The organism is Pseudanabaena sp. PCC 7367 (assembly GCF_000317065.1).
GTDB lineage: Bacteria > Cyanobacteriota > Cyanobacteriia > Pseudanabaenales > Pseudanabaenaceae > Thalassoporum > Thalassoporum mexicanum.
In genome coordinates this window covers 157,981-183,158 of record NC_019701.1, presented here as the reverse complement: position 1 = coordinate 183,158, position 25,178 = coordinate 157,981, and the positions used below count along the sequence as shown (strand labels likewise).

Sequence of the window (25,178 nt, the reverse complement as noted above, 5' to 3'; positions counted from 1 at the left end):
CTACTCATCAACCTGCCACACATCTACCGCTAGCTCCTCATCTAAAATTCTAGGCTGGCGCAGAATCAACAACACTTGCCCCAATAGTTCTTGGGTTGGTGCTTGGCCAAACCAGGTCAGGGCAATTTTGCCATCTTTTTCCACCGCATAGTAGCGATCGCTCTGCCACTCAACTTGGGCTCGATCCACCAGCAGCAAAATTTCTTCTGCTTGGTTAGGGAAACTGCTTCTAATTTCCTGGCCGGAAGCTTCCTTAAACGTATCCGTATCCGCCAGGATTACCACCGCATCGATCGCCCGGCGCACTACCTGCCAACCGGGCAGTGCCACCCAGGTAAAATCACCGGAGGTGCGTACCATCCTGAACGGTTCGATCGTCTCTACGGTGGGGATCGCCTGCAAGTCAGCAACAGTTAGGGGCAGCTTACCCGCCAGGGGCAAGACGCGGGGCATCTCGTCGCTTTCTTCGAGCCGGAAGATCGGCAATCGGGGCGCTTTGGCGACGGTGGGATCGACCAGGCCGGTTAATAGTTTTTCCACCTCGGTGCGGGCAGTATCACTGTGGGCAAATTGCAGCGCCTTGGAAATAAACTTAGCCCGTTGCTGGGGATCGCGTTGATTCTGGGCGGATTTCCAGGCTTGGTAGGCGATCGCATCACCAGGATGTCTAGTAAATCCGCTGGGTGCTTCGGAGAGAATTTGAATTTCTTTGACCGCTTTGGCGGCTTCCTTGGCGGCGATCGAGTCCATGCCACGACTGACCAGCAATTCGGCCACGGCGAGGCGATCGGGCTTACTCAAAATCCTTAACTCATGGAGGCTGTCGCTACCCCTTTGCTTGAAATGATTCAGGGTTGGCTCGGAGGCGTTGTCCTCAACCAGGCCAGCATAGACCTGGACGGCGACGATAATCTGATTCTGCTGGATCGGCTCGAAGCCGGTTTGCTCAAAAATTTGCTGGGCGCTCTGGCCGTGTTTCTGGAGTTGCTGGCAAGCAATCGCCCAATCCACCCAGGTTCCTTGCTTCTGGCGCAGTTGGGTGATCAGGGTTTCGGTGTCGATTTCGATGCCGTTGGGTGCGTTGTCGGTGGGTGCGTTGTCGGTCATGGGTTTGGCGATGAAGGTTCTGGCTTTTTAACCTATCACCTTTCGCCGCGATTTGTTGATTTAGGCGGTTTGATTTTAAGGTTTAGTTTTCTGGTTCTGGTGGGTTTTGGTTGGCTTGTTGCTGGGCGTTGTCTTTGACGGTGTCGGCGAGATTTCCTATCTGGGATTCGCGGAGATCGTAGTTGGTTTCTGAGCGATCGTTATTTTCGTTAGTATTACTGATACTGCCGCTCATATTACCAAGCGCAACGTTAGAGCCATCAGCATCAAGGTTAAAATCACGACCTGTAATTATGTTTTGGACTTTAGGGTCTGAAGCTTTTTCTAGGAGACGATCAATCCAAGCTTTTTGGTAACTAATTTCTGCCTCTTTATCATCAAGCCTGTCTTGGTAATACCTAGCTATCTTCTTTTCAGCAAATTCATAACCTTTAAAAAATTCTGCTTCCAGGGCTTGTTTATCAAGATTAGGTGAAACAGTGATATTTACATAAAGCAAACCATTTTTATTATTAAGTCCGCTGACTTCGATTTGTGAATCTGGATGCTCTGCTTTTATTTTGTTTAGTGAGTATGCAAAGGCTTCCCATTCAATACGATCGTTGAAAACTAACTCAACGATATCGCTAGAAATTTGAAATCGTTTAGTAAATTCGCTGGGTCTAAAGTTTCTCCCTATAGGAAGCCGATTAGTAAAGAGTCTTTTACCGTATCTACCTACGCCTCCTCCACCTAAATATATATAATCGCAGACTACACGATCAAGTTTAGTGTCACTATTTATACTCCAGTCTTGAAGGCAACTACCAGTTAAGTTCGCGCGGGTGAAATCAGCATTCAGTGCTAGAGTCTGACTAAGATCTGCTTTACGAAGATTTGCTTTAATAAAACTTGCACTTATAAGGTTTGCTCCATGCCTAAAACTTGCCTCATAGAGATTTGCTCCATTAAGACAAGCTCCATAAAGTGAGGTTGATTCTAGCTCAGCTCTACTCAGATCTGCACCTATAAGTAAAGCACCTACAAAATCGGTTTCGACCAGATGAGCACCGGCAAGATTACTTCCACTGAGATCTACAAAATCAAATTGAGCGTTGGTCAAGATAGCTTGTGAAAGATTTGCACCTGATAAATCTACTTCAGTAAAAATAGAAAAGGATAGGTTGGCTTTACTCAGGTTTATTCCCTTTAAATTCGCTATCTTACTGTAGGGCAAATACTCTGGGATAAAGCTATTACCAATACTGACCAGATTAGTTCTACTAAGATCTACTTTTATATTTGAATTCTTCTCTCGCCATTGGTTCCAGGCATTAACCCCCTGCCGCAAAATCTTCAACTGCTCCTCATTCGCCATAACACCAACCAACCCCAAACAACCTTCAGCAAAATAATATCAAAAAAACTAAATAACCACCCCAAATGTAAACCACATTAAAAATTGCAAAGAAATACAACCAAACCCGTCCACCAGCCAAAACTCGCAGTGCAATAGTAAGTAAGGGTAAAAAAGTATCCCAGACCACAATGCTGGCTACAAATAGTTATACCCTGACTGTCTAGCAAAAGGAGCGCATCATGGCGATCGCAACCACCAACCCCACCACCGGGGAAACCCTGAAAACCTTCACCCCCGCCACCGCCGCCGAAATCGAGCAGGCGATCGATCGCGCCGCCGAAGCCTATGGTCACTATCGGCACAGTGAATTTTCCTGGCGATCGCAACTGATGAACCGCGCCGCCGACATCTTAGATACCAACAAAAAGCAATACGCCCAACTCATGACCCTGGAAATGGGCAAACCAATCAAATCCGCGATCGCCGAAGTCGAGAAATGCGCCTGGGTCTGTCGGTATTACGCCGAACATGCCGAGCAATTTTTGGCCGACGAAGTGATCGAAACCGATGCCAGCAAAAGCTATGTCAGCTATCAACCGTTGGGGATCGTGTTGGCCGTCATGCCCTGGAACTTCCCCTTCTGGCAAGTGTTCCGATTTGCTGCCCCTACCCTGATGGCGGGTAATGTCGGGTTGCTCAAACATGCCTCGAATGTGCCCCAATGCGCCCTGGCGATCGCTGAAGTGTTTAACGAAGCAGGCTTCCCAGAAGCGGTATTTCAAACCCTGTTGATTGGTGCAAGCCAGGTAGCAGAAGTGATCGAGGACGATCGGGTCATGGCCGCCACCCTGACCGGCAGTGAACATGCTGGCGCAAGTCTGGCCGCCAATGCTGGCAAATTAATCAAAAAAACCCTGCTGGAGTTGGGCGGTAGCGATCCTTATATTGTGATGCCCTCCGCCAAGCTGGATGATGCGGTGGATGTGGCTGTGACCGCCAGGTTATTAAATAATGGTCAATCCTGCATTGCCGCCAAGCGGTTTATTCTGGATCAAGAAATTGCCAAAAACTTTACCAATAAACTACTGGCCAAGTTTAAGGATCTCAAAATTGGCGATCCCATGAATGAAAATACCAACATTGGCCCTCTGGCCACGCCGCAAATTCTTGATGATCTCGATAAACAGGTGAGCATCTCGATCAACAAAGGTGCAAAGGCGCTGATTGGCGGTGAAAAGATGGGCGATCGACCTGGCAATTTTTATCCACCCACGATCCTGACCGATATTCCCTTTGGTAGCCCTGCCTATGGCGAAGAATTGTTTGGCCCCGTTGCCACTGTGTTTGTGGTGGAGAATATGCATGAGGCGATCGCCCTGGCGAATAGTTCTGAGTTTGGCCTGGGGGCAAGTGCCTGGACGAATGATCCGATCGAGCAAAAGCATTTTATTCAGGATCTACAAGCAGGCACAGTATTCATCAACGGCATGGTCAAGTCCGATCCCAGGTTGCCCTTTGGTGGCATCAAAAAATCTGGATATGGCCGCGAACTAGGTAAGCATGGTATTCATGAGTTTGTGAATATTAAGACGGTGTGGCTGAAGTAAAGAATTGTTGGCGATCGCAGTAAGGTCATGTGGCGATCGGCAAAATAAATCAAGCAAAAAAAGAATGTGCATAATCAAGATAATTAATTAGATTAAGAGCTTTTTAGTATTAAATATGAATACGGCGGAATTACTAGTCAGGTGTTTGGAGAATGAGGGCGTAGAGTATATCTTTGGGCTGCCTGGCGAAGAAAATATGGAAGTGCTACGAGCCCTGGAACATTCCTCAATTAAGTTCATTACTACCCGTCATGAGCAGGGCGCAGCCTTCATGGCCGATGTCTATGGACGATTGACTGGTAAGCCTGGGGTTTGCCTTTCTACCCTGGGGCCAGGGGCGACAAATCTAATGACTGGGGTGGCCGATGCGAACCTTGATTGTGCACCATTGATCGCCATTACTGGACAGGTAGGAACCGATCGGATGCACATTGAATCCCATCAATATCTCGATCTGGTTTCGATGTTCACGCCGGTAACAAAATGGAATACTCAGATCGTGCGATCGAGCAATACACCGGAAATTGTGCGCAAAGCCTTTAAACTAGCTCAGGCTGAAAAGCCCGGTGCAGTTCACATTGATTTGCCAGAAAATATTGCCGCCATGGAAGCAAAGGGGCAGCCGCTCACTTCGGATAGTAATGCCAAGATGTATGCTTCTTCTCACAGTTTTGGGGAAGCAGCTATGTTGATCGCCAATGCCAAGAGCCCATTGATTCTAGCAGGGAATGGCGCGATCCGAGCCAGAGCCAGTCAAGCCTTAACTGAGTTTGCCACCCGCTTAAATATCCCGGTGGTTAATACTTTCATGGGGAAAGGTATCATTCCCTATACACATCCCCTATCACTATGGACGATCGGTTTGCAGCAGCGAGATATCATTAGTTGTGCCTTTGACCAAACTGACTTGGTGATATGTGTTGGCTATGATTTGATTGAATATTCCCCTAAAAAGTGGAACCAAATTGGTAACATTCCGATCATTCATATTGGTGAAGGTAGGGCGGAAGTAGATAGTAGTTATATTCCCAAAGTTGAAGTGGTCGGTGATATTTCCGATGCCCTCCATGAGATCGCCCGACGGGCAGAACGCAACTATGCGGAATCGGGTGAAGCGACCCAGCTAAAAGCACAGATTCGGGCAGACTATGAACAATATGCCCATGATGAAGGATTCCCTGTTAAACCACAAAAAATTGTCTATGATCTGCGCCAGGTAATGGCTCCCGAGGATATTGTGATCTCTGATGTGGGAGCCCATAAAATGTGGATCGCGCGGCATTATCATTGCGAACGCCCGAATACTTGCTTGATTTCCAATGGGTTTGCAGCGATGGGAATTGCGATCCCAGGGGCATTAGCAGCTAAATTGGTCTATCCCGATCGTAAGGTGGTAGCGGCTACGGGCGATGGTGGCTTCATGATGAATATGCAAGAGTTGGAAACGGCCGTAAGAGTAGGAACCCCCTTTGTAACTTTGGTATTCAATGATGGTGGTTATGGCTTGATCGAATGGAAGCAACATATCCACTATGACCATAGTTCGTTTATTGAATTCAATAATCCTGATTTCGTCAAGTTAGCTGAGAGCATGGGTTTGAAAGGCTATCGCGTCGAATCAGCGATTGATTTACTACCAACCCTCAAAGAAGCACTAGAACAGGATGTACCCACAATTATTGATTGTCCAGTGGATTATTCCGAGAATCTTCGCTTTAGCCGCAAAGCAGATGCCCAGAGCTGTGAGATTTAGTAAATCAGAATCAACTGTTTAAGGCGTTGTTATCAAAATAAATAGATATGGCACGATCGGAACGAACTATCTATCGCAAGGGTGTAGGGATGGTGATATTTAATCAAGCAGGTAAAGTTCTCGTCGGCGAGCGCAGCGGTGTTGCCAATGGCTGGCAGTTCCCTCAAGGTGGAATCGATGATGGCGAAGATCCCCAGGCAACGGCAATCAGAGAACTCTATGAAGAAGTAGGAATCAATGACGCGAAGCTGATCCATGAAACAGAAGATTGGTTGGGCTATGATTTTCCGGAAGATCTAGAGCTGAAGGGTAAGTGGCGCAAGTATCTTGGCCAGAAGCAAAAATGGTATTTGTTCTATTGGAATAAGCCTGCTTCCGAATGCAACCTGGAATTACATCAGCGCGAGTTCGATCGCGTCAAATATATGCCATTAGAAGAAACAGCCACGTACATTGTGGCTTTCAAGCGAGGTATGTATGAACAGATTATCGATCGCTTTCGCCCTTTGATTGATAAATATCTAAGCTTGTCAAGCTAATTCTCCAATATTTACGCAAAGTTAATAGATACATGATTCAGGAAGGCTAAAAAAGAGTGGGGCAACAAAGTGGTTTAAGCTATGCTGTGATTGGCACTGGAGCGATCGGCGGCTTCTATGGTGCGCTGCTCCAACGGGCAGGTTGTGAAGTTCATTTTTTGCTAAGGAGCGACTATGAATATGTTCAACAGCATGGTCTTGTGGTTAATTCCGTTTATGGGGATTTCACCTTACCAGAAGTGAATGCCTATTGTGATGCGTCTGCGATACCTAGATGCGATGTGGCGATCGCGGCGATTAAGGCCACCCAGAATCATATTTTAGAAGATATTCTGCCCAGAATCGTCAAGCCCAATGGGACTATTCTACTGCTCCAAAATGGGATCGGTGTGGAACCACAATTAGCGAAACTCCTGCCGGATCATTATATCCTTAGTGGCCTATGTTTTATTTGCTCCAATAAGGTGGGGATGGGGCATGTGCATCACCTTGACTATGGGGATATTACGATCGGAGCTTATGCCGATCGCTACGCGCCTGCGGGGATTACCAAAGAGATGGAAGCGATCGCCTCTGACTTTAATATTGCTGGCGTTCCTGCTAAGTTAACCGAAAACTTGCAACTAGCCCGGTGGCGCAAGCTGGTTTGGAATATTCCCTTTAATGGCTTGTCGGTGGTGTTGGATGCGAAGACTGATGCAATGATGGCGAATGATGCCACCAGGCAACTTTCAGCGGATTTGATGAATGAAGTGTTAGCAGCAGCGGCGGCTTGCGATTGTCAGATTCCGACTGAGTTCGTTCCCCAAATGATCGATTTCACTACCAAGATGCAACCCTATTTAACTAGTATGAAGCTGGATTATGATCATAAGCGATCGCTGGAGATCGAAGCGATCTATGCGAACCCATTGCGATTGGCAAAGGAACGCGGGGTAGCGATGCCGAAGACGGAGATGCTGTATCAACAGTTGTATTTTTTGGATCGGTTAAATTCTAAATCTAAGTAATGTCTCTTCTATCGTAAAGCTTCTAGTTTTTTGAGTAAGAGATCAACAAAGGCAATATATGCACCGCCCTCTTCAGGAGTAGGATCAATGAATCTATGAGCAGATGGATTCCTAAAAACACCGACCACTCCGGCATATAGATGCATATATGATTCTCTTTCTTTGTCATCCGCAAATTTATTTGCAAGAGTGCCATCTTTTTGCCTAAAGATTTTCATAACCAGAGGCTTACCAGTTTCATTGGTATTCGTAAAACCACCTATATCTCTAAGTCTTTCTTCAAGTATAACTCCTGCAGCACGAATTGCATTATCCCAGTTTTTTGGATTAGAGCCATCAGCTAACAGAGGAGGAATACATCGATCTTGAATCTCCTGATCAAAATGTTCAATACCTTCTAAATCACGCTTAAGATACTTTTTAGCGGATAAACTTAGATCCTTAAAGCCAGAATCTACAGCACTATATAACCGCTCTTTTATAGCGTACTGAAGTAATTCATTATTCATGGATGGAATGACTGTATTAATCTTGAACATTAATCCATTATTTTCTAGGGCATCAAAATCATGTTTGTAATACACTCTAGTCAGTTTTATCTCTCCTCTGGAAGAAAATAGTGATTGAAGTTTATTTTTTAATACATTTGCCCCAAACTCAGCATAAAAAGTTTCATCTAAGCCTTCTCCTCTAATTTTCTCTATGATCCATCTAGCAAGAACTTTCTGACCTTCAGTTAAGTTGCAAATCTTTTCTGAGTTAGCCTCGTTTTTAAAATTTGAATTAATTACATCAAAAGCCTGTTGAGTAACTTGAGCATTGCGGCTGTCAGAGCAATATAAAAAACCTTGATCACAAAGAAAGTTAAAATCTATCTCTTTAATTTCATCAGGATAATCAAGCGTCTGTAATACTGAATCCCCGTAGCTATTGGATGAAAAAATCACAAAAAAATCACGCTCCTGGTTACCCTCATTTATTTCTTTAACAATCCACTCAAGAAAGCTTTTTTGAGAAGGCGATAAGTTATAAGCCATTTTTCGATATACCTAAAAATATCTAAAGAATCGCAGCGATCGTAACATAGCACCCCTATAATAGCCCCATGATAGAACACGACGTAATCATAGTAGGCGGTGGTTTAGCGGGATCACGGGCGGCGGTGGCACTAGCCCAGAACTTTCCCCATTTAGATGTGGGGTTGGTGTCTAAGGTGCATCCGATCCGATCGCACTCGGTTGCAGCCCAGGGTGGGATCGCCGCATCCCTGCGTAACCTCGACGAGCAAGACGATTGGCTCACCCATGCCTTCGACACGATCAAAGGTTCCGACTACCTCGCCGATCAGAACGCAGTTGAGATTCTCACCAGGGATGCTCCCGAAGTAATTATTGACCTAGAACATTTGGGCGTATTGTTCTCCCGCTTCGAGGATGGACGCATTGCCCAGCGTGCCTTTGGTGGCCATACCAATCGCCGCACCTGCTATGCTGCTGACAAAACCGGCCATGCGATCTTGCATGAACTGGTTAGTAATCTATTCCGGTTCGGCACCAAGATCTATGACGAATGGTATGTGATGCGTTTGATCTATGAAGAAGGCGAAGTGAAAGGATTAGTTGCTTTCTGCATTGAAACAGGCGAGATCGAGATAATGCGCGCCAAAGCGGTGATGTTCGCCACTGGTGGCTATGGCCGGGTGTTTAATACTACCTCCAATGACTTCGCTTCCACGGGTGATGGGCTGTGCTTAACTGCCTTGGCGGGATTACCGCTTCAGGATATGGAGTTCGTGCAGTTCCATCCCACCGGGTTATATCCAGTGGGTGTGCTGATTTCCGAGGCAGTGCGCGGCGAGGGTGCATATTTAATCAATGATCATGGCGATCGCTTCATGGCCAACTATCCAATCAGTAAGAACAAAATGGAACTCTCTCCCAGGGATATTACCTCGCGCAATATTATGGCCGAGATCGCCGCAGGTCGAGGCATCAATGGTGGTCAATATGTGCATCTAGATGTCCGCCATCTGGGCAAAGAACGCATTGAATCTAGGATTCCCTTTGCCCGTGAAGAAGGAATGCGCCTGCTGGGGATCGATTGTGTCGATCAGCCTTTGCCCGTACGTCCTACTGCTCACTATTCGATGGGTGGGATTCCTGTAAATATAGATTGTCAGGCAATCGATCGCCATAGTCAACCGATCTCTGGGTTCTTTGCTGCTGGGGAATGTGCCTGTGTGTCGGTGCATGGTGCGAATCGACTTGGTTCTAATTCCTTGCTCGAATGTATCGTGTTTGGTAAGCGAGCGGGAGAGAAACTAGGTGATTATGTTAGCGATCGCCCTCAGCCAAATCTGGATGCACGGCGCTACTATGCTGAGGCCGAAGCGGAACTAAAGCAGGTACTCAATCAATCCGGTGAACAGAGCAGTTATGAACTTCGCACTCGTCTGCAAGATACTATGACCGATCATTGTGGCATTTATCGGGATGGCGATCGCCTTGCTGCTGGTCTGGCTAAGCTTCAGGAAATAAAGCATGACTATGCCACCAAGTTAAATGTTAGCGATCGGGGTATGGTCTTTAATATGGAGCTAACCGCTGCCTTGGAACTGCGGAGCCTAATCCATGTGGGTGAAATCATTATGGCTAGTGCATTGCAACGTCAGGAAAGTCGTGGTGCTCACTATCGCACTGACTTCACCGATCGCCATGACGAAAAGTATCTGCATCATACTCTGGGGTATCTGGCGGATGGCCAGGTGGGAACCAGCGATCGCCCAGTTGACCTCAGTTTGATTGCGAAAGATGAGCAGAGATTTACGCCACAGGAGCGCAAGTATTAATTACTTCACAATCAGATTAATCAGCAACGAACGTAAGAAAGATTATGGTTAGGCGTTTCCCCATAGTCAGCAGGCTAGCTATTGCAAAAAACCGTTGAACTCGGTTCTATTTAGCATGGTTAATATCCTTTCTACCTTGGTAAGAGGGCGACTAGACAAGTAGTTCAGCCATTGCTAAGCGAAAGTAAGGGTTCTCTTTAAGGTTTACTCAGGTAAATCTAATTATTTAATTGCGATACCAATGGATCATATTATTGATTGGGCGAATTAATCTAGACCCATATCAACATTCATGCCAACGCAATAAACCTTAATAGATTAAATTAATTGCTCATGTTATGCAAAATGGTGGCGATCGCCATTATTTGTCATTGTTTATAGCTAACTTACGCAATCAGCAAAATATTTAAATCCACTCTGCCTTCTCATACGCATCATAGTTTAGGGATACCTGTGATATTTTGAACCTTCCTGACCTCTACTATTTTTCTAACTCTAATCTGGGGAAAACACCATGCTAAGAAGCAATCAAGTCATCAAAAAAACTAATTATGCTGATCGGTTTGGCTTGTCCAGGAAGCGATCGCCATTTCGGTTCAAAGCGCTCAAATTCAGCGATCCGAGTATTTTAGTGGCTTTATTGGTGCTAGGGCTGGGAATTGCCTTGATGTTCGATGCAGCTCCAGCAATGGCGCAGGAAGCAGCCGAGAGTAGCGGCTTTAATGTCAGGGGTTCATTTATTGATGCATTGCAATGGATCAAAGACCAGGGGGCTACCGGCGGCATAGTGTTTATGCTGCTTTATATTGTGGCAACCGTAGCATTTTTACCTGGCTCGATCCTGACCCTGGGTGCAGGTGTGGTCTTTGGCGTGGTGCTAGGCTCGGTCTATGTATTTATTGGTGCCACGATCGGTGCGACGGCAGCCTTTCTGGTGGGGCGATATGTGGCAAGGGGTTGGGTTGCGAAAAAGATTGAGGGGAATAAGAAATTTAAAGCGATCGATGAAGCAGTAGGCCGAGAGGGACTGAAAATTGTTTTACTAACCCGCCTTTCGCCTGTATTTCCATTCAACCTGCTTAACTATGCCTATGGGCTGACCGGAGTATCGCTGAAAGACTATGTAATTGGTTCCGTGGGAATGATTCCCGGTACGATCATGTACGTTTATCTGGGTTCGTTGGTGAGAAATTTGGCAGCGATCGGCACGGAATCGCAAGCAAGTGATCCACGCGTTACCTGGGCGATTAGGATTATTGGTTTTATTGCTACAGTTGCGGTAACCGTGGTGGTTACTCGTGTGGCCCGTAAAGCTCTATCTGAATCTGTCGACGGCGATCTGGATGCACCCAATGCAGAAGATGAGAAGAATTCAGTGGATTCGATCGAAGAGATTGGCTAGCCCTAAACTTAGCCGTAGCTCTTTTGCATAACCTGAGCGTAATAATATTTCATCGAAATTGATTGATTTAGATTTAAGAACTGCCGTTAGTAAACTTGGCATGAAACCTAGAGGAGAGAGATTATGACCAGCCCAGCTTTCGATCGCGTGACCGTGCCCCCAATGGATGAATATAACCAGAAATTGGTTAATCATCTCCATCCCAATGATTGGGTGAACCCGAAGCCCACTGGTGTATATGACCTGGTGGTAATTGGTGCAGGCACAGCCGGACTGGTGGTAGCGGCTGGTTCGGCGGGGCTGGATATTGGCTTAAAGATAGCGATCATCGAAAAGCACCTGATGGGCGGCGATTGCTTGAATGTGGGCTGTGTGCCATCTAAATGTGTAATTCGTTCTTCGCGGGTGGTGGGTGAAATGAGGAATGCGGCCACCTTCGGCATTGGTGTGCCTGAAAACATCAAAATCGACTTTCCGGCAGTGATGCAAAGAATGCGCAAGTTGCGAGCTGGCATCAGTCACCATGACTCTGCCCAACGCTTTGCCAGCCTGGGAATCGATGTTTTTCTGGGCAGTGGCACTTTCACTGGCGAAAACACGATCGCGGTGGGCGATCGCACCTTGCAATTCAAGAAAGCAGTGATCGCTACTGGTGCAAGAGCCGTTCGCCCCAAAATTGATGGCATTGAAGGGGTTGGCTATCTAACCAATGAAACTGTATTTAACCTCACTACCAGGCCAAATCGATTGGCAGTAATCGGTGGCGGACCGATCGGTTGTGAATTGGCACAATCATTCCGGCGGTTAGGTTGTGAAGTCGTGCTATTACATCGTGGTTCGCATATTCTCAATAAAGAAGATGCCGATGCCGCCGATATTGTCCAGAACGTATTCGATCGAGAAGGTTTGCAGGTAGAGCTGGGCATAAAACTAACTCGCGCTACCCAATCGGAAACTGGCAAGGTGTTGCACTTCGAGCAGAATGGCCAACTCCGATCGATCGAAGTGGATGAAATCCTGGTGGGGGCAGGACGGGCTGCCAATGTAGAGGGTTTGAACCTGGAGCAGATGGGAGTCAAATACGATAAATACGGCGTGCATGTGGATGATTATTTACAAACCAGCAATCCCCAAATTCTGGCAGCGGGCGATATTTGCAAAGGTTATTGGAAATTCACCCATGCGGCGGAATCAGCAGCGGTAATTGTAATTAAAAATGCTTTGCTCTCACCCTTTGGCCTGACAAAGTATAAGGTTAGCGATCTAACTATGCCCTGGGTTACCTTCACCGATCCGGAGATCGCCCATGTGGGTATGTATGAACATGAGGCTCAGGAAAAAGGAATCTCAGTTAGCACGATCAAAGTGCCAATGGATACAGTCGATCGCGCGATCGCTGACAGTGAAACGGAAGGCTTTGTGAAGGTGCATCACAAAACTGGTAGCGATAAGATCCTGGGCGCTACGATTGTGGCTCCCCATGCTGGTGAAATGATCAGTGAAGTGACGATGGCGATGTATAACAAGATTGGCCTGAAGAAGATCGCCAGCGTGATTCATCCCTATCCGGTGCAAGCAGATGGAATCAAAAAGGCGGCGGCGGCTTACCGTAAAACCCTGGTTACGCCGATGGCGAAGAAGCTATTGAAGTTTATTAATAAGTTGAGTGGCTAGGCAGCAGCCAAAAATCGGTTAGGTATTGTTTTCCACTTCCGATCGCATCCGCTCCAGGGTGGTGTTCATTTGCTCGAACATTTGCTGGGGCGTGATGCCAAACCCGCCTAAATGGGTTTGGAGTTGTTTCATGGTCATTTGCGCCATGAAGTCGTCGGATAGCTCGAACCGTTTCATGAATATTTTGTAGCGATCCATGATTTCTTCCATTCTGGCAATGAATAGCTTTTTGCCTTCTCGATCGAACTTGCCATAGTTGCCGCCAAGCTCCATCAGCGATTGATAGTCTCTAAATAGGCTCTGTGCTTCTTGTTGAACGATCTCAGAGTCAAAAAATCCCATAATGGTTTGTCAGTGCTTTTACTTACCTACTGTGCCTATTTTACAACTGTTGATGGGTTCTGTTGTTTTTTTGTGGGTGGGGATTTCCCTACTTTTATGGTTTGGACGTTTTTAGGTGGGGTATGGGTGTTTATGGCGCTTGACTTTGTTGCTGAAAAATTCTAGGTTTAGGTGTTGATTTTTTCTGGTGGCAATGCGCGATCTTTTCCCTGGCTATTATCGACCAACTGAGGATGAGTTTAAGGAGCTTTGGGAAAAGTGTATTTTTGTGCTGGATGCAAATGTTTTGCTTAATCTCTACAGGCTTGATGCAAAAGCTCGTGATGATTTTTTAGGTGTTTTGCAAAAAGTTAAAGATCGACTCTGGATGCCTTATCAAGTTGCACTTGAGTATCAATTTAATCGCATCAAAGCAGTACAGGATTGCGAAGGTAAATTTAAGACTATTGAAACATATGTAAATAAAGCAAAAAGCGGCCTTAAAACTCTACAATCTGATACTAACTATCGATTTGCCGAAGCTAAGTTAACAGAATTTATCAACAAAATAGACACTCTAATTGCTTCATTTCGGGCTGAATTTGAAAGTCTAGAACAGGATCAGGTGAAATCTGACCAGTATGATTTCATCAGAGAAAAGATCGACTATCTTTTTAGTAACTGCGTTGGTCAATCTCCTGAATCACAAGATGAGCTAGACCAAATATACCGCGAAGGTGAAATGAGGTATAAGGCAGAGTATCCCCCAGGCTTTTGTGATTGGGAAAATAAGAAGGATAGCTCACGCTTCTACAATGGATTAGAATTCAAAAGAGAATTTGGCGATCTCATTATTTGGAAGCAAATCCTTGAGAAGGTAAGTTCTGAGAATATTGAAAGCATAATTTTTATTACCGACGATCGTAAGGAGGATTGGTGGTGGAAGACGAAAGGTAACTGGACACTCGGCCCCCATCCAGAGTTAGTTCGGGAGATTAAAGAGGCAGGAGCTAAGCTTTTCTATATGTATAGCTCGGAAAGTTTTTTGAAGTGGGCAAATAAATATCTTGATGCGCATGTACCGGATGAGTCAATTGAAGAAATCAAGGAAAATATAAATACAATAAATATCGTAAGGGAAATAATTCCTGGTGTAGGCAATTTCCAGAATTTTAATGAGCGGGATGCTGTAGAAGCTTTTCAAAACTTTCTAGAAAACGATTACATTGGGAAATCAACCACTAGTAGTGGAAGAGTTGATTTAATTCATGTAAATCATAAGGAAGACGTAATTGATGGTTATGAAGTAAAGTTCGTGCATGAATATCAATTGCAGTATCCACCGTCTATACGGAAGAAATTAATTAATGGATTTTCTCAAATATGCAGTTATTTACAAAATCAAGACATTGATAGAGGATTTTTGGTTATAGTTTTTGCTAACAGTAAAACTCCAAGTTTATTAGCTTTAGAAAGCGAGTTAGAGGATTTAGTTGATAGTCTAGGCTGGGATAATATGAAACTAGGTTTTGTAGTAGGTTTTTTAACTGATTTAAACAATCAAGCTACTTTTAAACTTCTATTTTCTTCGCGCAACTTTAATTCTGGAGTTTTGTAGTGACTCCTCGTTTTGTTTATCTAGAACTCAATAATTAAACCCTACAACTTTATGCTAAGCGATGATTACTGTGAAGCCAGAATACATGACCTACGGCGAAATGGCCGAAACCCAGCGGCGAAACTGGTATAGCGAAGCGGCGGCGGCTTACGATCGCGCTCGTCCCAGGTATCCCCGCTCAATTTGCGATCGCGCTGTGCAATTAGCCAACCTATCCAAAGGCGATCGGATCGTGGAAATTGGTTGTGGCCCCGCGATCGCTACACCTACCTTTGCCGAGATGGGTTTAAAGATTACCGCGATCGAGCCGAGTAAAGGGCAATGGGCGATCGCCAGGCAAAAATGCGAACCCTATGATCAGGTTGAAGTAATTAATAATACCTTTGAATCCTGGCAGGCAGAGGCGATCGAAAAGGAAGAAAGATTTGATGCTGTCCTGGCGACAACTTCGTTTCATTGGCTTTCGCCGGATACCAGGTGTGAAAAGATCGCCAGCCTCCTGCCCCAGCATGGTTCCCTGATTTTGCTATGGAATACACCACCCGTTCCCAGTTATCAGATTTATCAAAAAATGGAGCCAGTTTATCAGGCGATCGCCCCCCATTTGGCCAACTATGCCGACGGGGACAGCCATCAAGAGAACTTGGATGAGATAGCTCAAAGTGCGATCGATTCTGGCTATTTTGGTAATCTCCAAACCGCGCAAATGATGCTAGAGTTGGACTATTCGATCGATGATTATCTAGCCTTGCTCAGCACCCTTTCTCCTTATATTGGTTTGGAACAGGAACAATGCGATCGTCTCTTCACAGCATTACGTCAGGTTTTAGAAAAAGGAGTAGGAAATACCTTCCCCACCTCATTCCTATCTGCGTTGCATGTAATGCAGAAACTTTAGCTAAATTAAGCCTACAAACCATTGCCAATCATAATGAACGGAGCCCAATAGTAGGGGCGCTTCAGGTCTTCGATTACAGTGACGGGTAGCCGATCGCGCATTTCCTTTTCGATCGCCGCTCCTTCCGCCCCCAAAGCGGCGAAGTCCCCCGTAATCAAGGTGATTTGTGCCTGCCGCATCGCTTCCGCCTTGGTAATCCCAGGACGCTTGAGCATAGTATAGAAAATATCCATCAGGGTTTGAGTGCCGCCATCATCCACCGACCACAGCGAAGCCATCGTTGCCCTGGCTCCAGCCTGCTGCATTAGATAACCAAAACCAAGAATCTCTTCACCATTCCCCAAAATCATTCCCACCGCTGTCTCACAGGCACTCAGGACAATTAGATCGACATTCGGCATCTTCCATTTGCGAATATCAGCCAGGGTGGAATACTTACCATCACCGAACAAAATAAACGAATCCTCTGGCTTGCCAGACGTAAACACCGCATGGGTAGCCAGATGAATTAGCGAATGGTCTTGCATATGCTTACCGATCGTGGTGGGGTTAAAGTCCCGATCGAGGAGCTGGGTGTTATTGGGAATGATGCTAGCCAGGGTTTCGATTTCGCGTTTGGCGAAGGGCAGCCCAGCAAAATTGAAGTAGCGATCGCCCATCTTAAAGCTGGCTGCCTTGGTTACGGCTCCAGCTAAAACCTTCTGCTTAGCCTGGGGCTGACGCGAAAAATCCTGCAAGTTGGCAGCGGTAATATTATTCACCCGGAACCGCTCAATCAACCAGCGATCGCCATCGTGCAAAGCAGACAGGGGAATATACCTGAGCTGGGCATAGGGCGCATAGAGCAAACTTTCCGCATTGGCAGCAGTCAGGTCGGCTTCTAGCGGCGCGATCAACCATTCGTATAGTTTCTGGCCATGCACCTTGGCATCCACCGCTGGATCATAGACAGTTTCCAGGGCAATCCGAAAGGCCTGTACTTCAGCCAGGAAGGTTTCTCGATCGACGAAGGTAGTCCGCCTGATCGGGTCACCTTCTGGTGTAATTAAAATTAACTCAACCCGATCGTCACGGATCAAGGGATAGAGCAGGACTGCGTTTTGCTGGAGGCTACCTAGATTCGCTTGCAGATTCTGATAGGAAGCGGTACTAATTTCCTGCGCCAGATTACTAACTTCCGGGCGATCGATGAATGCTTCCAGGTCAGCGGCTCGCTGTTGCTGCTCCTGGCTCAGGGTTGCTAAACGCTGCTTTTGAACGCCCGTCAGGTTTGGTTCTGGAATCTTTTGCAGGGTTTCAACTTGCTTGGCAACCTCGACCAATCCCATTTGCATTTGCTGGTACTTGGCATATAGCGATCGTTGAGATGGTGTGAGCTTGGCCAATACCTGTGCGGGAATTTGTTTAGCCTCAATGTCAGTATCTAAATAGTCTTCAAGTTCAGCAATCAAGGATAAATCCAGGGTCTGCTGCGCTTCCAGGATGCGGCCTTCCTGGAGCAATAAATCTGCTACATTACTAAGCGGATTATTGGCATGACTGCCATAGTTCAGTCCAGATATGCGACCAAGACTATTTAAACTAGTTTGCGCAGCAAGGCTGGCGACGGGCAGGGTGGTTTGTCCTGCTCTGGGCGAAGGGCGATCAGCTTGATTATTGGGCGAGTCACTATTGGCGTTATCAGGATTAGCCCCAGGATCATCACTATTAATCTTTGGCGCTCCCGAAGGGCTATCATCGGTCTCGATCACGCCAGGATCGCTAGTAATTGGATCAATTGTTTCTTCCACCGGATCATTAACGATCGGATCTTTATTGGTGGCATCACCGGGAGTCTGTTCCGGATTATTAATTAAATCAACGGTGCGATCGCTAACTACGGTTAGATCGCGGTGATTCTGAATATTTTCTTGAATTGTAGTGGTGCGATTTTCTGGAGCCACAAAAACAAGCCGACCGCCGGGTGTAATGGTGAATTCCAGCGCACTGAATAGATTCTCAACACCATCACGGCTAAACGGAAATACACCAACATTTGCTTCTAAAAAAGCATCAGCCAGAATCCTGCCACTGCTACGCAGCACTAACGCCTGATCGCTCTGGATTGGGTTCTGGGGGTGATTAAGAGCCAACAGGTCAATGCCCTGTTCACCCCACAGGGTCAGGTTTCCACCCGCCTGAATCGATGTGGGTGTGGCGATCGTATCGCGGACAATTAAATTACCAGTGGCCACCGCCAGCAGGCTGCGGGTCGTTTGCACACTGGCCGCCAACAGAGCCAGATTTCCGGTTGCATTCACCTGTGCTTCGCCAGCAATCAGGGTTTTGATCGTGGCATCACCGGGTTCCACCTTAAAGCTGCCCCTGGTTTCCAATTCCCCCGTAGGCAACAAAAAAGTATTCAGGCCAGTTTCCGCACTGGCAGGCAAGAGTTGCAATGAGCCATCAGGAGCGATCGCTAACTGCTCCGCTGCATTAATATCGCTGGTATCACCGGTTAAGAGTCTGGCTAGTTCTGGCAATTCCGCGATCGTACCTTGCCATTGCTCCCCAATTGCCCCAGCGCTGACTTCCAAGCCCACAATAAAATTGGGCGATCGTAACACCACCGAGCTATTCCCAGGCACAGCGGCCACATCCACTGAACCATTGGGCACCAGTAATGCGCCAGTGCTAACCACAGTGCCGCCTACTAAGCTAATATTCTTACCTGGCCTGACCGAGAGATTGCCACGATTGATGATCCCAGCGGGTTGCTCGATCGCAAATTGAATGCCGATTGGGTTGCTGGCCGAGAAACCGAGATCCTGGGCGCTGGTACTGAGCAGATCGCCATTGCCAAACTCGATCGCACTGCCTGTCGCGGCATAAAAAGAGCCACTAATATCCAAACTTGCACCATTTCCAAAGGCGATCCCATTGGGATTAAGCAAATAGACGTTAGCACGGGGAAAGTTGGCGCTGCTGCGGATTGCGCCCAAGATCGCCGATGGATCTGCCCCGGTCACTCGATTAATAATATTGTTGATATTTGCGCCATTCAGGTTTGCCGCATCAAAAGTGACGCCAGAATTGGGTACATTAAACTGGTCAAAGCTGTGGAATAGATTACCCCCCGACACAGTGCCACCATTGGTGGGCACGATCGTATTGCCATTAATTACGCCTGTGTTGGTGCTGCCGTCCGGGTTTATCTGCGCATGAACTGGAGCATGGGATGCAGCAACCATACTCAAACTCAGCAATAAAATTAACCCTGGGCGATCGCGCATATTAAATGGCTAGTTAGTTCTTAGTTTTATGACTCTAATTATTATGGTTATGTTCAATTTAGTTGCTGGTTAACGCACTGCTCACCACGCGATTGCAACACCATGCCTTTTAAATTATGCAATCTAGCTTAAATAACCAAATCAGGGCATTTACTTAATAAATCTTCGAGCTTTAATACCCAAAAACTGTCTTAAACAGAATTAGCCACATATTTAGATTCTTGGATCTAGATAGCATCGACTAGACCTCAGTCAGCTAGGACCTGCTTTAAACCCAGCCGATCGCCAGATTGTAATTATTTAGGAGCAGGAAATAAGGAAATAAATAGTTACTCAACTGCTTAACCTCAGCAATCGATAATTCAAACTTACTTATATAAAGCTTATATAAAGTAAATATTGCACTCTGGGCAACTGTACTCAAGGATTTATATCACACTTAAACCAAGATATGAATCACACAACCAGGCTAAGTTAGCGATCGTAGCGATCGGATCTCAATGGGGAACCCCCAAGAATTAAAGAGAATAAAGCTAGTTAGGCAAATCTTGATTAGGTATAGTAATCAGCAACATACTCCCCTGGATGGCATCTCCAAATCAAATATTTGGGGTATTAGGATTTAGGCGTTCATACCACAAAGTGGAGTTACCAGGCTGCAACTAGATGCTAATTTCCGATCGATTTGATTTTAAATTGATCGCTGACTCTGACCGGAAGTTGACTGTTTGACTTTTATAAAACTCAGGTATAAAGCTCAGGGCTTTCAGGGATAGGATGAGTATTTTGATGTATCCAGCTATGTACCATACCAGGCTTTATCGGTTGCTTAGCCCAGGTTCATCTGAGTATCTGGAGGGGATCAGTGATGGGAAAAAGTTGCAGCGATCGATCGCCGATTCCTGTAATTATTATACTTCAACAATTTGGCCAGCGATATTAACAATAATTAGAGCAATTAGCTCAGATTAACTAGCCGCTGCTGCCCCAGAATCAAGATCATCAGACCGATCTTCCCCTTCATCGGGCAAGGGTGGCCTTGTCACCAGATAAATCAACGCCCCAAACAGCGGAATCAACGCAAAAATCAAGAATCGGCGCTCATCTTCGATCCCGCGTCGCTCCATATCATCCCCCAACAGCCAGGGAAATAATAGAGTCAACAAACAAAAATCCAGGCTCATCACATGAATAAACCGATCGCTGACCCATTGCTGATTAAACGCCTTCCAATCACCATTAGCTATGGCATATAAAAAAAACAGCGTCGCCACCACTGCGATCGCCATGCCGGTCCAGCGTGAATCGACCACCTTGAGCAGGGCATTCTTGGAACCAGTAAAAGTATAGTTATCTTCGCGCAGTGCCAAATAGGGCAAGATCGCAAACGCGCCCACCCCAAACGAAAGCACCAAAAACACCCAGGCGGGGACTTTTTGACCCACCCCATCGATCAACATCAAACAGGCATAGATCATTGGCCAGATGCCCATTAAATTAAACAGGGCGATCGTAACCGGGTTGATATCCTGCCACTGACCAGTGCTGAGATTTTTAATTAGTTCAAAGGTGTCCGGTTGATTGGGCGGAGCCAGAAAAAAGGCATAGCCAACCAGTAGTAACCAAAGCAATCCAAAGGTGATTTTTCTAGACATTGCGATCTATGGGTCTATGCGTTATCCTGTCGTGCATTGTGACACAAAAACTCGGCCTCAACAGGTTTAGTTAATAAGGATCTTTGCGATCGATGCCGACAGTACCGCTACTAATGCTAGGAGAGCGCCTCCATGAGCGCTATGAGGTAACGGAGGTATTAGAGACCAATCGCTATGGTCAAACTTGTATTGCCAAAGATGCAGCACAAGCGGGGGAGCCACTCTGCCGGATTAAAGTTTTTAAAACCCTCGATCGGGATTTAATTAGCCTGGAAAATGCCAGGAAGCTGTTTGCCGCTGAAGCCCAAACGCTCCAGGAATTGGGCGATCAAAATGATAAATTGCCCCGTTTAATTGATTATTTTGAGCAGGGCGGTGAGTTTTATCTGGTCGAGGAAATTATCCCCGGTGAGTCGATCGCTGCCCATCTTCGTCCCGGTGATCCCTGGAGTGAACAGGATGTGCTGTTAATGCTGGGCGATGTTTTAACTACTTTAAAGTTTGTTCACAATCACCAGGTGGTGCATGGTGACATCAATCCTCAGAATATCTGGCAGCCTGGAGATGAGAGCAAGTTTCATCTGGCTAATTTCTCGTTGTTGCAAAAAATCACTAATTCAATCTGGCAAGAACGCGATCGCCCCATGCCATCCAGTAAACCTAATCTGGCTCAAAGTTTGGGCACAAGTTCTCTAAATCTCGATCCAGGTAGCCAGCAAAATCAACCTGGTGATAATAATCCTGCAAGGGCTGAGAATGTTCAGACTAGTAATCGAAGTAAAGATAACAAGGCGATCGACCTAGATGATTCAGGCTTTAGTTTTAGCGATTTTGAACTAACCGACCTAGATTCAGCACAATCTAGCGCAGATAAATCAGAGGTTCGGGTAAACGCTCAAAGTCAAGCTGAGCAAAACGATCGAGAGGCTGCAAATAATAATGGGATTGATTTAGATCCTGCTTTAGATTCTGATTTAGATAATGGCGATCCCAATGCTGCTAAACGGAACAGCCTGGGGATTGCGTTGATCGCTAATGAAATTGGCAATACAAATCATTCCGCTACCAATCCTAGGATCACAAGCGATCGCCAACTCGAAAACCTCACCGCGATCGGCACCCCCAGCTACATGCCCGTTGAGCAGGCACAAGAGAAACTTCAACCCAGTTTTGATTTATACGCGTTGGGGATTACCGCAATTCAATTACTCACCGGCATGCACCCCAGTCGCTTTCGCTATGACAATAAAAATAAAGAAATTCTCTGGCAGGATCGCTCCAATGCCAGCTATGAACTAGAAGAGATTCTAGAGCGGATGGTTTCTGCTGATCCCAACTTGCGCTATGGCAACGCTGAATCGGTGCTGGCCGACCTTGCGCCGTTGCTCAAGCCGATCTCACCCACGGAAATAACTAAACCGGCTTTACCGCAGTTATCGGGTTTGTTGTGGCGACCGCTGGCACTTTTGCTTTTAGGACTAGCATTGATCAGTGGTGGCATATATGTATTCGAGCCGTTGTTGTCCAGACTCAGGCAGATTAATATTACGCTGCCACGATCGCCTTTCCCCAGCACCCCCCAACCAACTGATCTACCTAATCCACCCACCGATCCTAATAATCAAAATAATCAAACTCAGCCAGCATTCACTGAGTTACAACTGCAAACTACTTTAATTGGTCATGCCGGATGGGTGCGAGCAGTGGCATTTTTGGCCAATGGTAATGTGCTGGTAAGTGGCAGTTACGATCGCACGTTGCGGTTGTGGAGCCTCAATGAGGTGGAAGCCTATGAAGTGATGTCAAAGCATCTGGGGTTTAGTTCTGGCGTGAATACGATCGCCACCAGCCCTGATGGTTATACGATCGCCAGCGGTAATCTGGATAAATCAATTCGATTCTGGGATGCCCGCAGCAGTGAGCCTACTTTTGTCCTCAATGGCCACGCAGGACAGGTACTAGATCTGGACTTTGATCCCACTGGTTTGATTTTGGCCAGTGCCAGCGCCGATCGCACCGTTAAGCTGTGGAGCTTGGAAAACCACGAAAATACATTTACCTTTGCTGGGCATGATGCCGAAGTCACCGCGATCGCCATCAGCCCCGATGGCCAAACTGTTATCAGTGGCGATCGTAATCGCACCATCAAGCTCTGGGATCTCAATACGGGGCAAGAGATCAGGAGCTGGCAACACAGTGCCCCAGTCAGAGCGATCGCCATTAGCCCCGATGGCCAGACTATCGCCAGTGGCGCACAGGATGGCACAATTAAGCTATGGGATCGCCAAAGCGGTCAAGAAATTATGACCCTGACTGGACATACCGATGCGGTGGCCACGATCGCCTTTGATCGCAATGGTCAAGTCCTGGCCAGCGGTAGTCACGATCGCACAATTAAATTATGGCAACCAGCCACTGGCAACCAGTTGCAAACCCTAAGTGCCCATCAAGCGGCAGTGCTTTCCCTTGATTTCAACCCGGTTGATCATACACTAGTAAGCAGTAGTGCCGACAAAACAATTATGGTCTGGCAGTAGCTAGCTCAGGAGGAGTTAGTATGACAGCGCAGAAGGCTAAAATATTTGGCAATTATGATGATAACCTGCCTGCTGTTCAACACTTTCTAGCAATTACCTTTGCTCCGGATTCAACCTCAGTACAACAGCGCTGGAATAATAATGGGCTTTCGGCTGATTTCATGGCCGACTATTTTGCGGCGTTTTTCCCCAATGATGATGGTAGCGATGGCCAGGTTGATACTAGTGCAGAGATTAAAAGCTCGGTTAGCTACATTGCTAATGAATTGCTTGAAAATTCCATGAAATACGGGGACGAAAAATCAAAATACCCAACTAGCATTGAGTTGCAGTTACATCCTAGTAGACTAATTTTTATGGCTACTAATAGTGTGAAGTTGGCGGTTTTGGAGCGGTTTTATCAGTTTGCATCTAAGCTGACAACCAACGATCCCCAGGATTTATATATTAGCCAGTTAGAAGATAGTATAGCTTCCGAGCAGGCTAATGCCTCTGGGTTGGGGATTTTGACCATGATCAATGACTATGGCGCGAAGGTGGGCTGGAAGGTTGAACCAAAGGGCGATCGGGGTGATTACTATACCCTTACCACTATGGTGCAATTAACGGTTTAGTTCTAGGATGAATCAGGGCTAAGTAGCTCACTGGATATCTAACTGCCTATCTGGGCTTAGGTAAATCGATATATTACTATTTTTAGAGTATTGATTTTAGCTAGTTTAAGTTGCTGACAGTTCTAATATCCAGAATATCCAGAATATCCAGGTTGATTTAGATGAGAATATTATGGGAATATTTAGGGGTTTTCGCGTTTTAGCAAGATCTACAATGAATTATCTAGAACCGCTCAGCTATACTAAATTGACTAGATTGACTAGATTGAGACTGAATTGGCTCCGGGTTGTAATAAGTTGCTTAGTGCCAGAATATTGCTAGGAGACTTGGAATGAAGGAAATCAAAACTGACGATTATAGGGTTGTCTATGAACTAGATGACAATACGATCGCCTGGATGGGCACTCTGCGCCTAAATGGGATGGAAGAATATCGCCCCATTATTGATTTTCTCAATGCAATCGCGGCTGATGCGCCATCCCAGATTGTATTAGATATGACGGAGCTAGAATTTCTCAATAGTTCCGGTATTAATGTGTTATCCAGGTTTGTAATTAATATTCGCCAACAAAAAACGATCGCTATGGTGGTGAAGGGCTCAAAGCGGATTCCCTGGCAGGGTAAGTCCTTAAAAAATTTGCAGCGCCTGATGCCAAGCCTGGAATTACAAATTAGTTAATTAATTATTTGGTCACTTAATCATCTGGTAGTTGCGCTTAGCTTTAAATCTGGCTTGATTTAGCAATTGTGGCTCAGTTGAATTTGACTAGACATGCCTAATGCTATTAATGTCAGCTAATTCAGCAGATACATTTATCCTAAGAGCATCCTCAAGCGCTATATTGTTTTAGCCTGGATTAAGGTTGAGGTAAGAATTGATATTGAATATTTTTGATGTTTGCCAACAGATGCGATTGCCTCTTACTAGGTATAGCGATCGCCTGTATCCAAGGTTACATTTTTCGGCCGTAACAGCGATGGGG

General features: G+C 46.1%; 18 protein-coding genes. 12 read left to right on the top strand and 6 right to left on the bottom strand.

What is annotated here, in order from left to right:
- Both PSE7367_RS00705 and PSE7367_RS19885 read right to left on the bottom strand, forming a co-directional pair.
- A complete protein-coding gene (locus PSE7367_RS00705; RefSeq protein ID WP_015163434.1) occupies positions 1-1,107 on the bottom strand; it encodes a RuBisCO accumulation factor 1 in 1,107 nt (368 codons plus the stop codon).
- An 82-nt stretch (positions 1,108-1,189) separates the two neighbouring features.
- On the bottom strand, positions 1,190-2,464 hold the full coding sequence (locus PSE7367_RS19885; protein ID WP_015163433.1) for a pentapeptide repeat-containing protein: 1,275 nt from the start codon (positions 2,462-2,464) through the stop codon (positions 1,190-1,192).
- Positions 2,465-2,685: 221 nt separating this feature from the next.
- Here PSE7367_RS19885 and PSE7367_RS00695 point away from each other — a divergent pair, with 221 nt between their 5' ends.
- From PSE7367_RS00695 to PSE7367_RS00680, 4 genes are all read left to right on the top strand, one after another.
- A complete protein-coding gene (locus PSE7367_RS00695; protein ID WP_015163432.1) occupies positions 2,686-4,053 on the top strand; it encodes an NAD-dependent succinate-semialdehyde dehydrogenase in 1,368 nt (455 codons plus the stop codon).
- 115 nt (positions 4,054-4,168) lie between these two features.
- The gene (locus PSE7367_RS00690) at positions 4,169-5,806 is read left to right on the top strand and encodes an acetolactate synthase large subunit (RefSeq protein ID WP_015163431.1); all 1,638 of its coding nucleotides are present in this window, start codon (positions 4,169-4,171) and stop codon (positions 5,804-5,806) included.
- 47 nt (positions 5,807-5,853) lie between these two features.
- Complete coding sequence (locus tag PSE7367_RS00685) at positions 5,854-6,345, top strand: RNA pyrophosphohydrolase (protein WP_015163430.1); 492 nt, start codon at positions 5,854-5,856, stop codon at positions 6,343-6,345.
- Between the two features lie 56 nt (positions 6,346-6,401).
- Positions 6,402-7,355, top strand: a complete 954-nt coding sequence (locus PSE7367_RS00680) for a putative 2-dehydropantoate 2-reductase (RefSeq protein WP_015163429.1) — start codon at positions 6,402-6,404, stop codon at positions 7,353-7,355.
- An 8-nt stretch (positions 7,356-7,363) separates the two neighbouring features.
- Here PSE7367_RS00680 and PSE7367_RS19880 read toward each other — a convergent pair whose 3' ends face one another.
- Complete coding sequence (locus PSE7367_RS19880; RefSeq protein WP_015163428.1) at positions 7,364-8,392, bottom strand: TIGR02391 family protein; 1,029 nt, start codon at positions 8,390-8,392, stop codon at positions 7,364-7,366.
- A 68-nt stretch (positions 8,393-8,460) separates the two neighbouring features.
- On the opposite strand from PSE7367_RS19880, the gene PSE7367_RS00670 reads away from it, so the two are divergent.
- The 3 genes from PSE7367_RS00670 to PSE7367_RS00660 all read left to right on the top strand — a co-directional run bounded on the left by PSE7367_RS00670 (position 8,461) and on the right by PSE7367_RS00660 (position 13,279).
- On the top strand, positions 8,461-10,203 hold the full coding sequence (locus PSE7367_RS00670; RefSeq protein ID WP_015163427.1) for a succinate dehydrogenase/fumarate reductase flavoprotein subunit: 1,743 nt from the start codon (positions 8,461-8,463) through the stop codon (positions 10,201-10,203).
- A gap of 514 nt (positions 10,204-10,717) precedes the next feature.
- Positions 10,718-11,605: a TVP38/TMEM64 family protein gene (locus PSE7367_RS00665; RefSeq protein WP_015163426.1), complete on the top strand. Its 888-nt coding sequence runs from the start codon at positions 10,718-10,720 to the stop codon at positions 11,603-11,605.
- A gap of 123 nt (positions 11,606-11,728) precedes the next feature.
- Positions 11,729-13,279, top strand: a complete 1,551-nt coding sequence (locus PSE7367_RS00660; protein WP_015163425.1) for a mercuric reductase — start codon at positions 11,729-11,731, stop codon at positions 13,277-13,279.
- A gap of 18 nt (positions 13,280-13,297) precedes the next feature.
- Here PSE7367_RS00660 and PSE7367_RS00655 read toward each other — a convergent pair whose 3' ends face one another.
- Entirely contained in the window at positions 13,298-13,621 is a 324-nt protein-coding gene (locus PSE7367_RS00655) for a DUF1825 family protein (RefSeq protein ID WP_015163424.1), read from the bottom strand.
- Positions 13,622-13,814: 193 nt separating this feature from the next.
- Between PSE7367_RS00655 and PSE7367_RS00650 the strand changes: the two genes are divergently transcribed.
- Positions 13,815-15,218 carry a PIN-like domain-containing protein gene (locus tag PSE7367_RS00650; protein ID WP_015163423.1) on the top strand — a complete coding sequence of 468 codons (1,404 nt, stop codon included), beginning with the start codon at positions 13,815-13,817 and terminating at the stop codon, positions 15,216-15,218.
- Positions 15,219-15,279: 61 nt separating this feature from the next.
- Positions 15,280-16,116, top strand: a complete 837-nt coding sequence (locus tag PSE7367_RS00645) for a class I SAM-dependent methyltransferase (RefSeq protein ID WP_015163422.1) — start codon at positions 15,280-15,282, stop codon at positions 16,114-16,116.
- An 11-nt stretch (positions 16,117-16,127) separates the two neighbouring features.
- On the opposite strand, the gene PSE7367_RS19875 is transcribed toward PSE7367_RS00645, so the two are convergent.
- Together PSE7367_RS19875 and PSE7367_RS00630 are read right to left on the bottom strand one after the other, a co-directional pair.
- Positions 16,128-19,388, bottom strand: coding sequence for a CHAT domain-containing protein (locus PSE7367_RS19875; protein ID WP_015163421.1), 3,261 nt, complete (start codon positions 19,386-19,388; stop codon positions 16,128-16,130).
- 968 nt (positions 19,389-20,356) lie between these two features.
- Entirely contained in the window at positions 20,357-21,043 is a 687-nt protein-coding gene (locus PSE7367_RS00630; protein WP_015163420.1) for a hypothetical protein, read from the bottom strand.
- A gap of 92 nt (positions 21,044-21,135) precedes the next feature.
- On the opposite strand from PSE7367_RS00630, the gene PSE7367_RS00625 reads away from it, so the two are divergent.
- The 3 genes from PSE7367_RS00625 to PSE7367_RS00615 all read left to right on the top strand — a co-directional run bounded on the left by PSE7367_RS00625 (position 21,136) and on the right by PSE7367_RS00615 (position 24,874).
- On the top strand, positions 21,136-23,580 hold the full coding sequence (locus PSE7367_RS00625; protein ID WP_015163419.1) for a WD40 repeat domain-containing serine/threonine-protein kinase: 2,445 nt from the start codon (positions 21,136-21,138) through the stop codon (positions 23,578-23,580).
- 20 nt (positions 23,581-23,600) lie between these two features.
- A complete protein-coding gene (locus tag PSE7367_RS00620; protein WP_015163418.1) occupies positions 23,601-24,194 on the top strand; it encodes a slr1658 family protein in 594 nt (197 codons plus the stop codon).
- A 332-nt stretch (positions 24,195-24,526) separates the two neighbouring features.
- Positions 24,527-24,874: a slr1659 superfamily regulator gene (locus tag PSE7367_RS00615; RefSeq protein ID WP_015163417.1), complete on the top strand. Its 348-nt coding sequence runs from the start codon at positions 24,527-24,529 to the stop codon at positions 24,872-24,874.
- Positions 24,875-25,178: the final 304 nt, after the last annotated feature.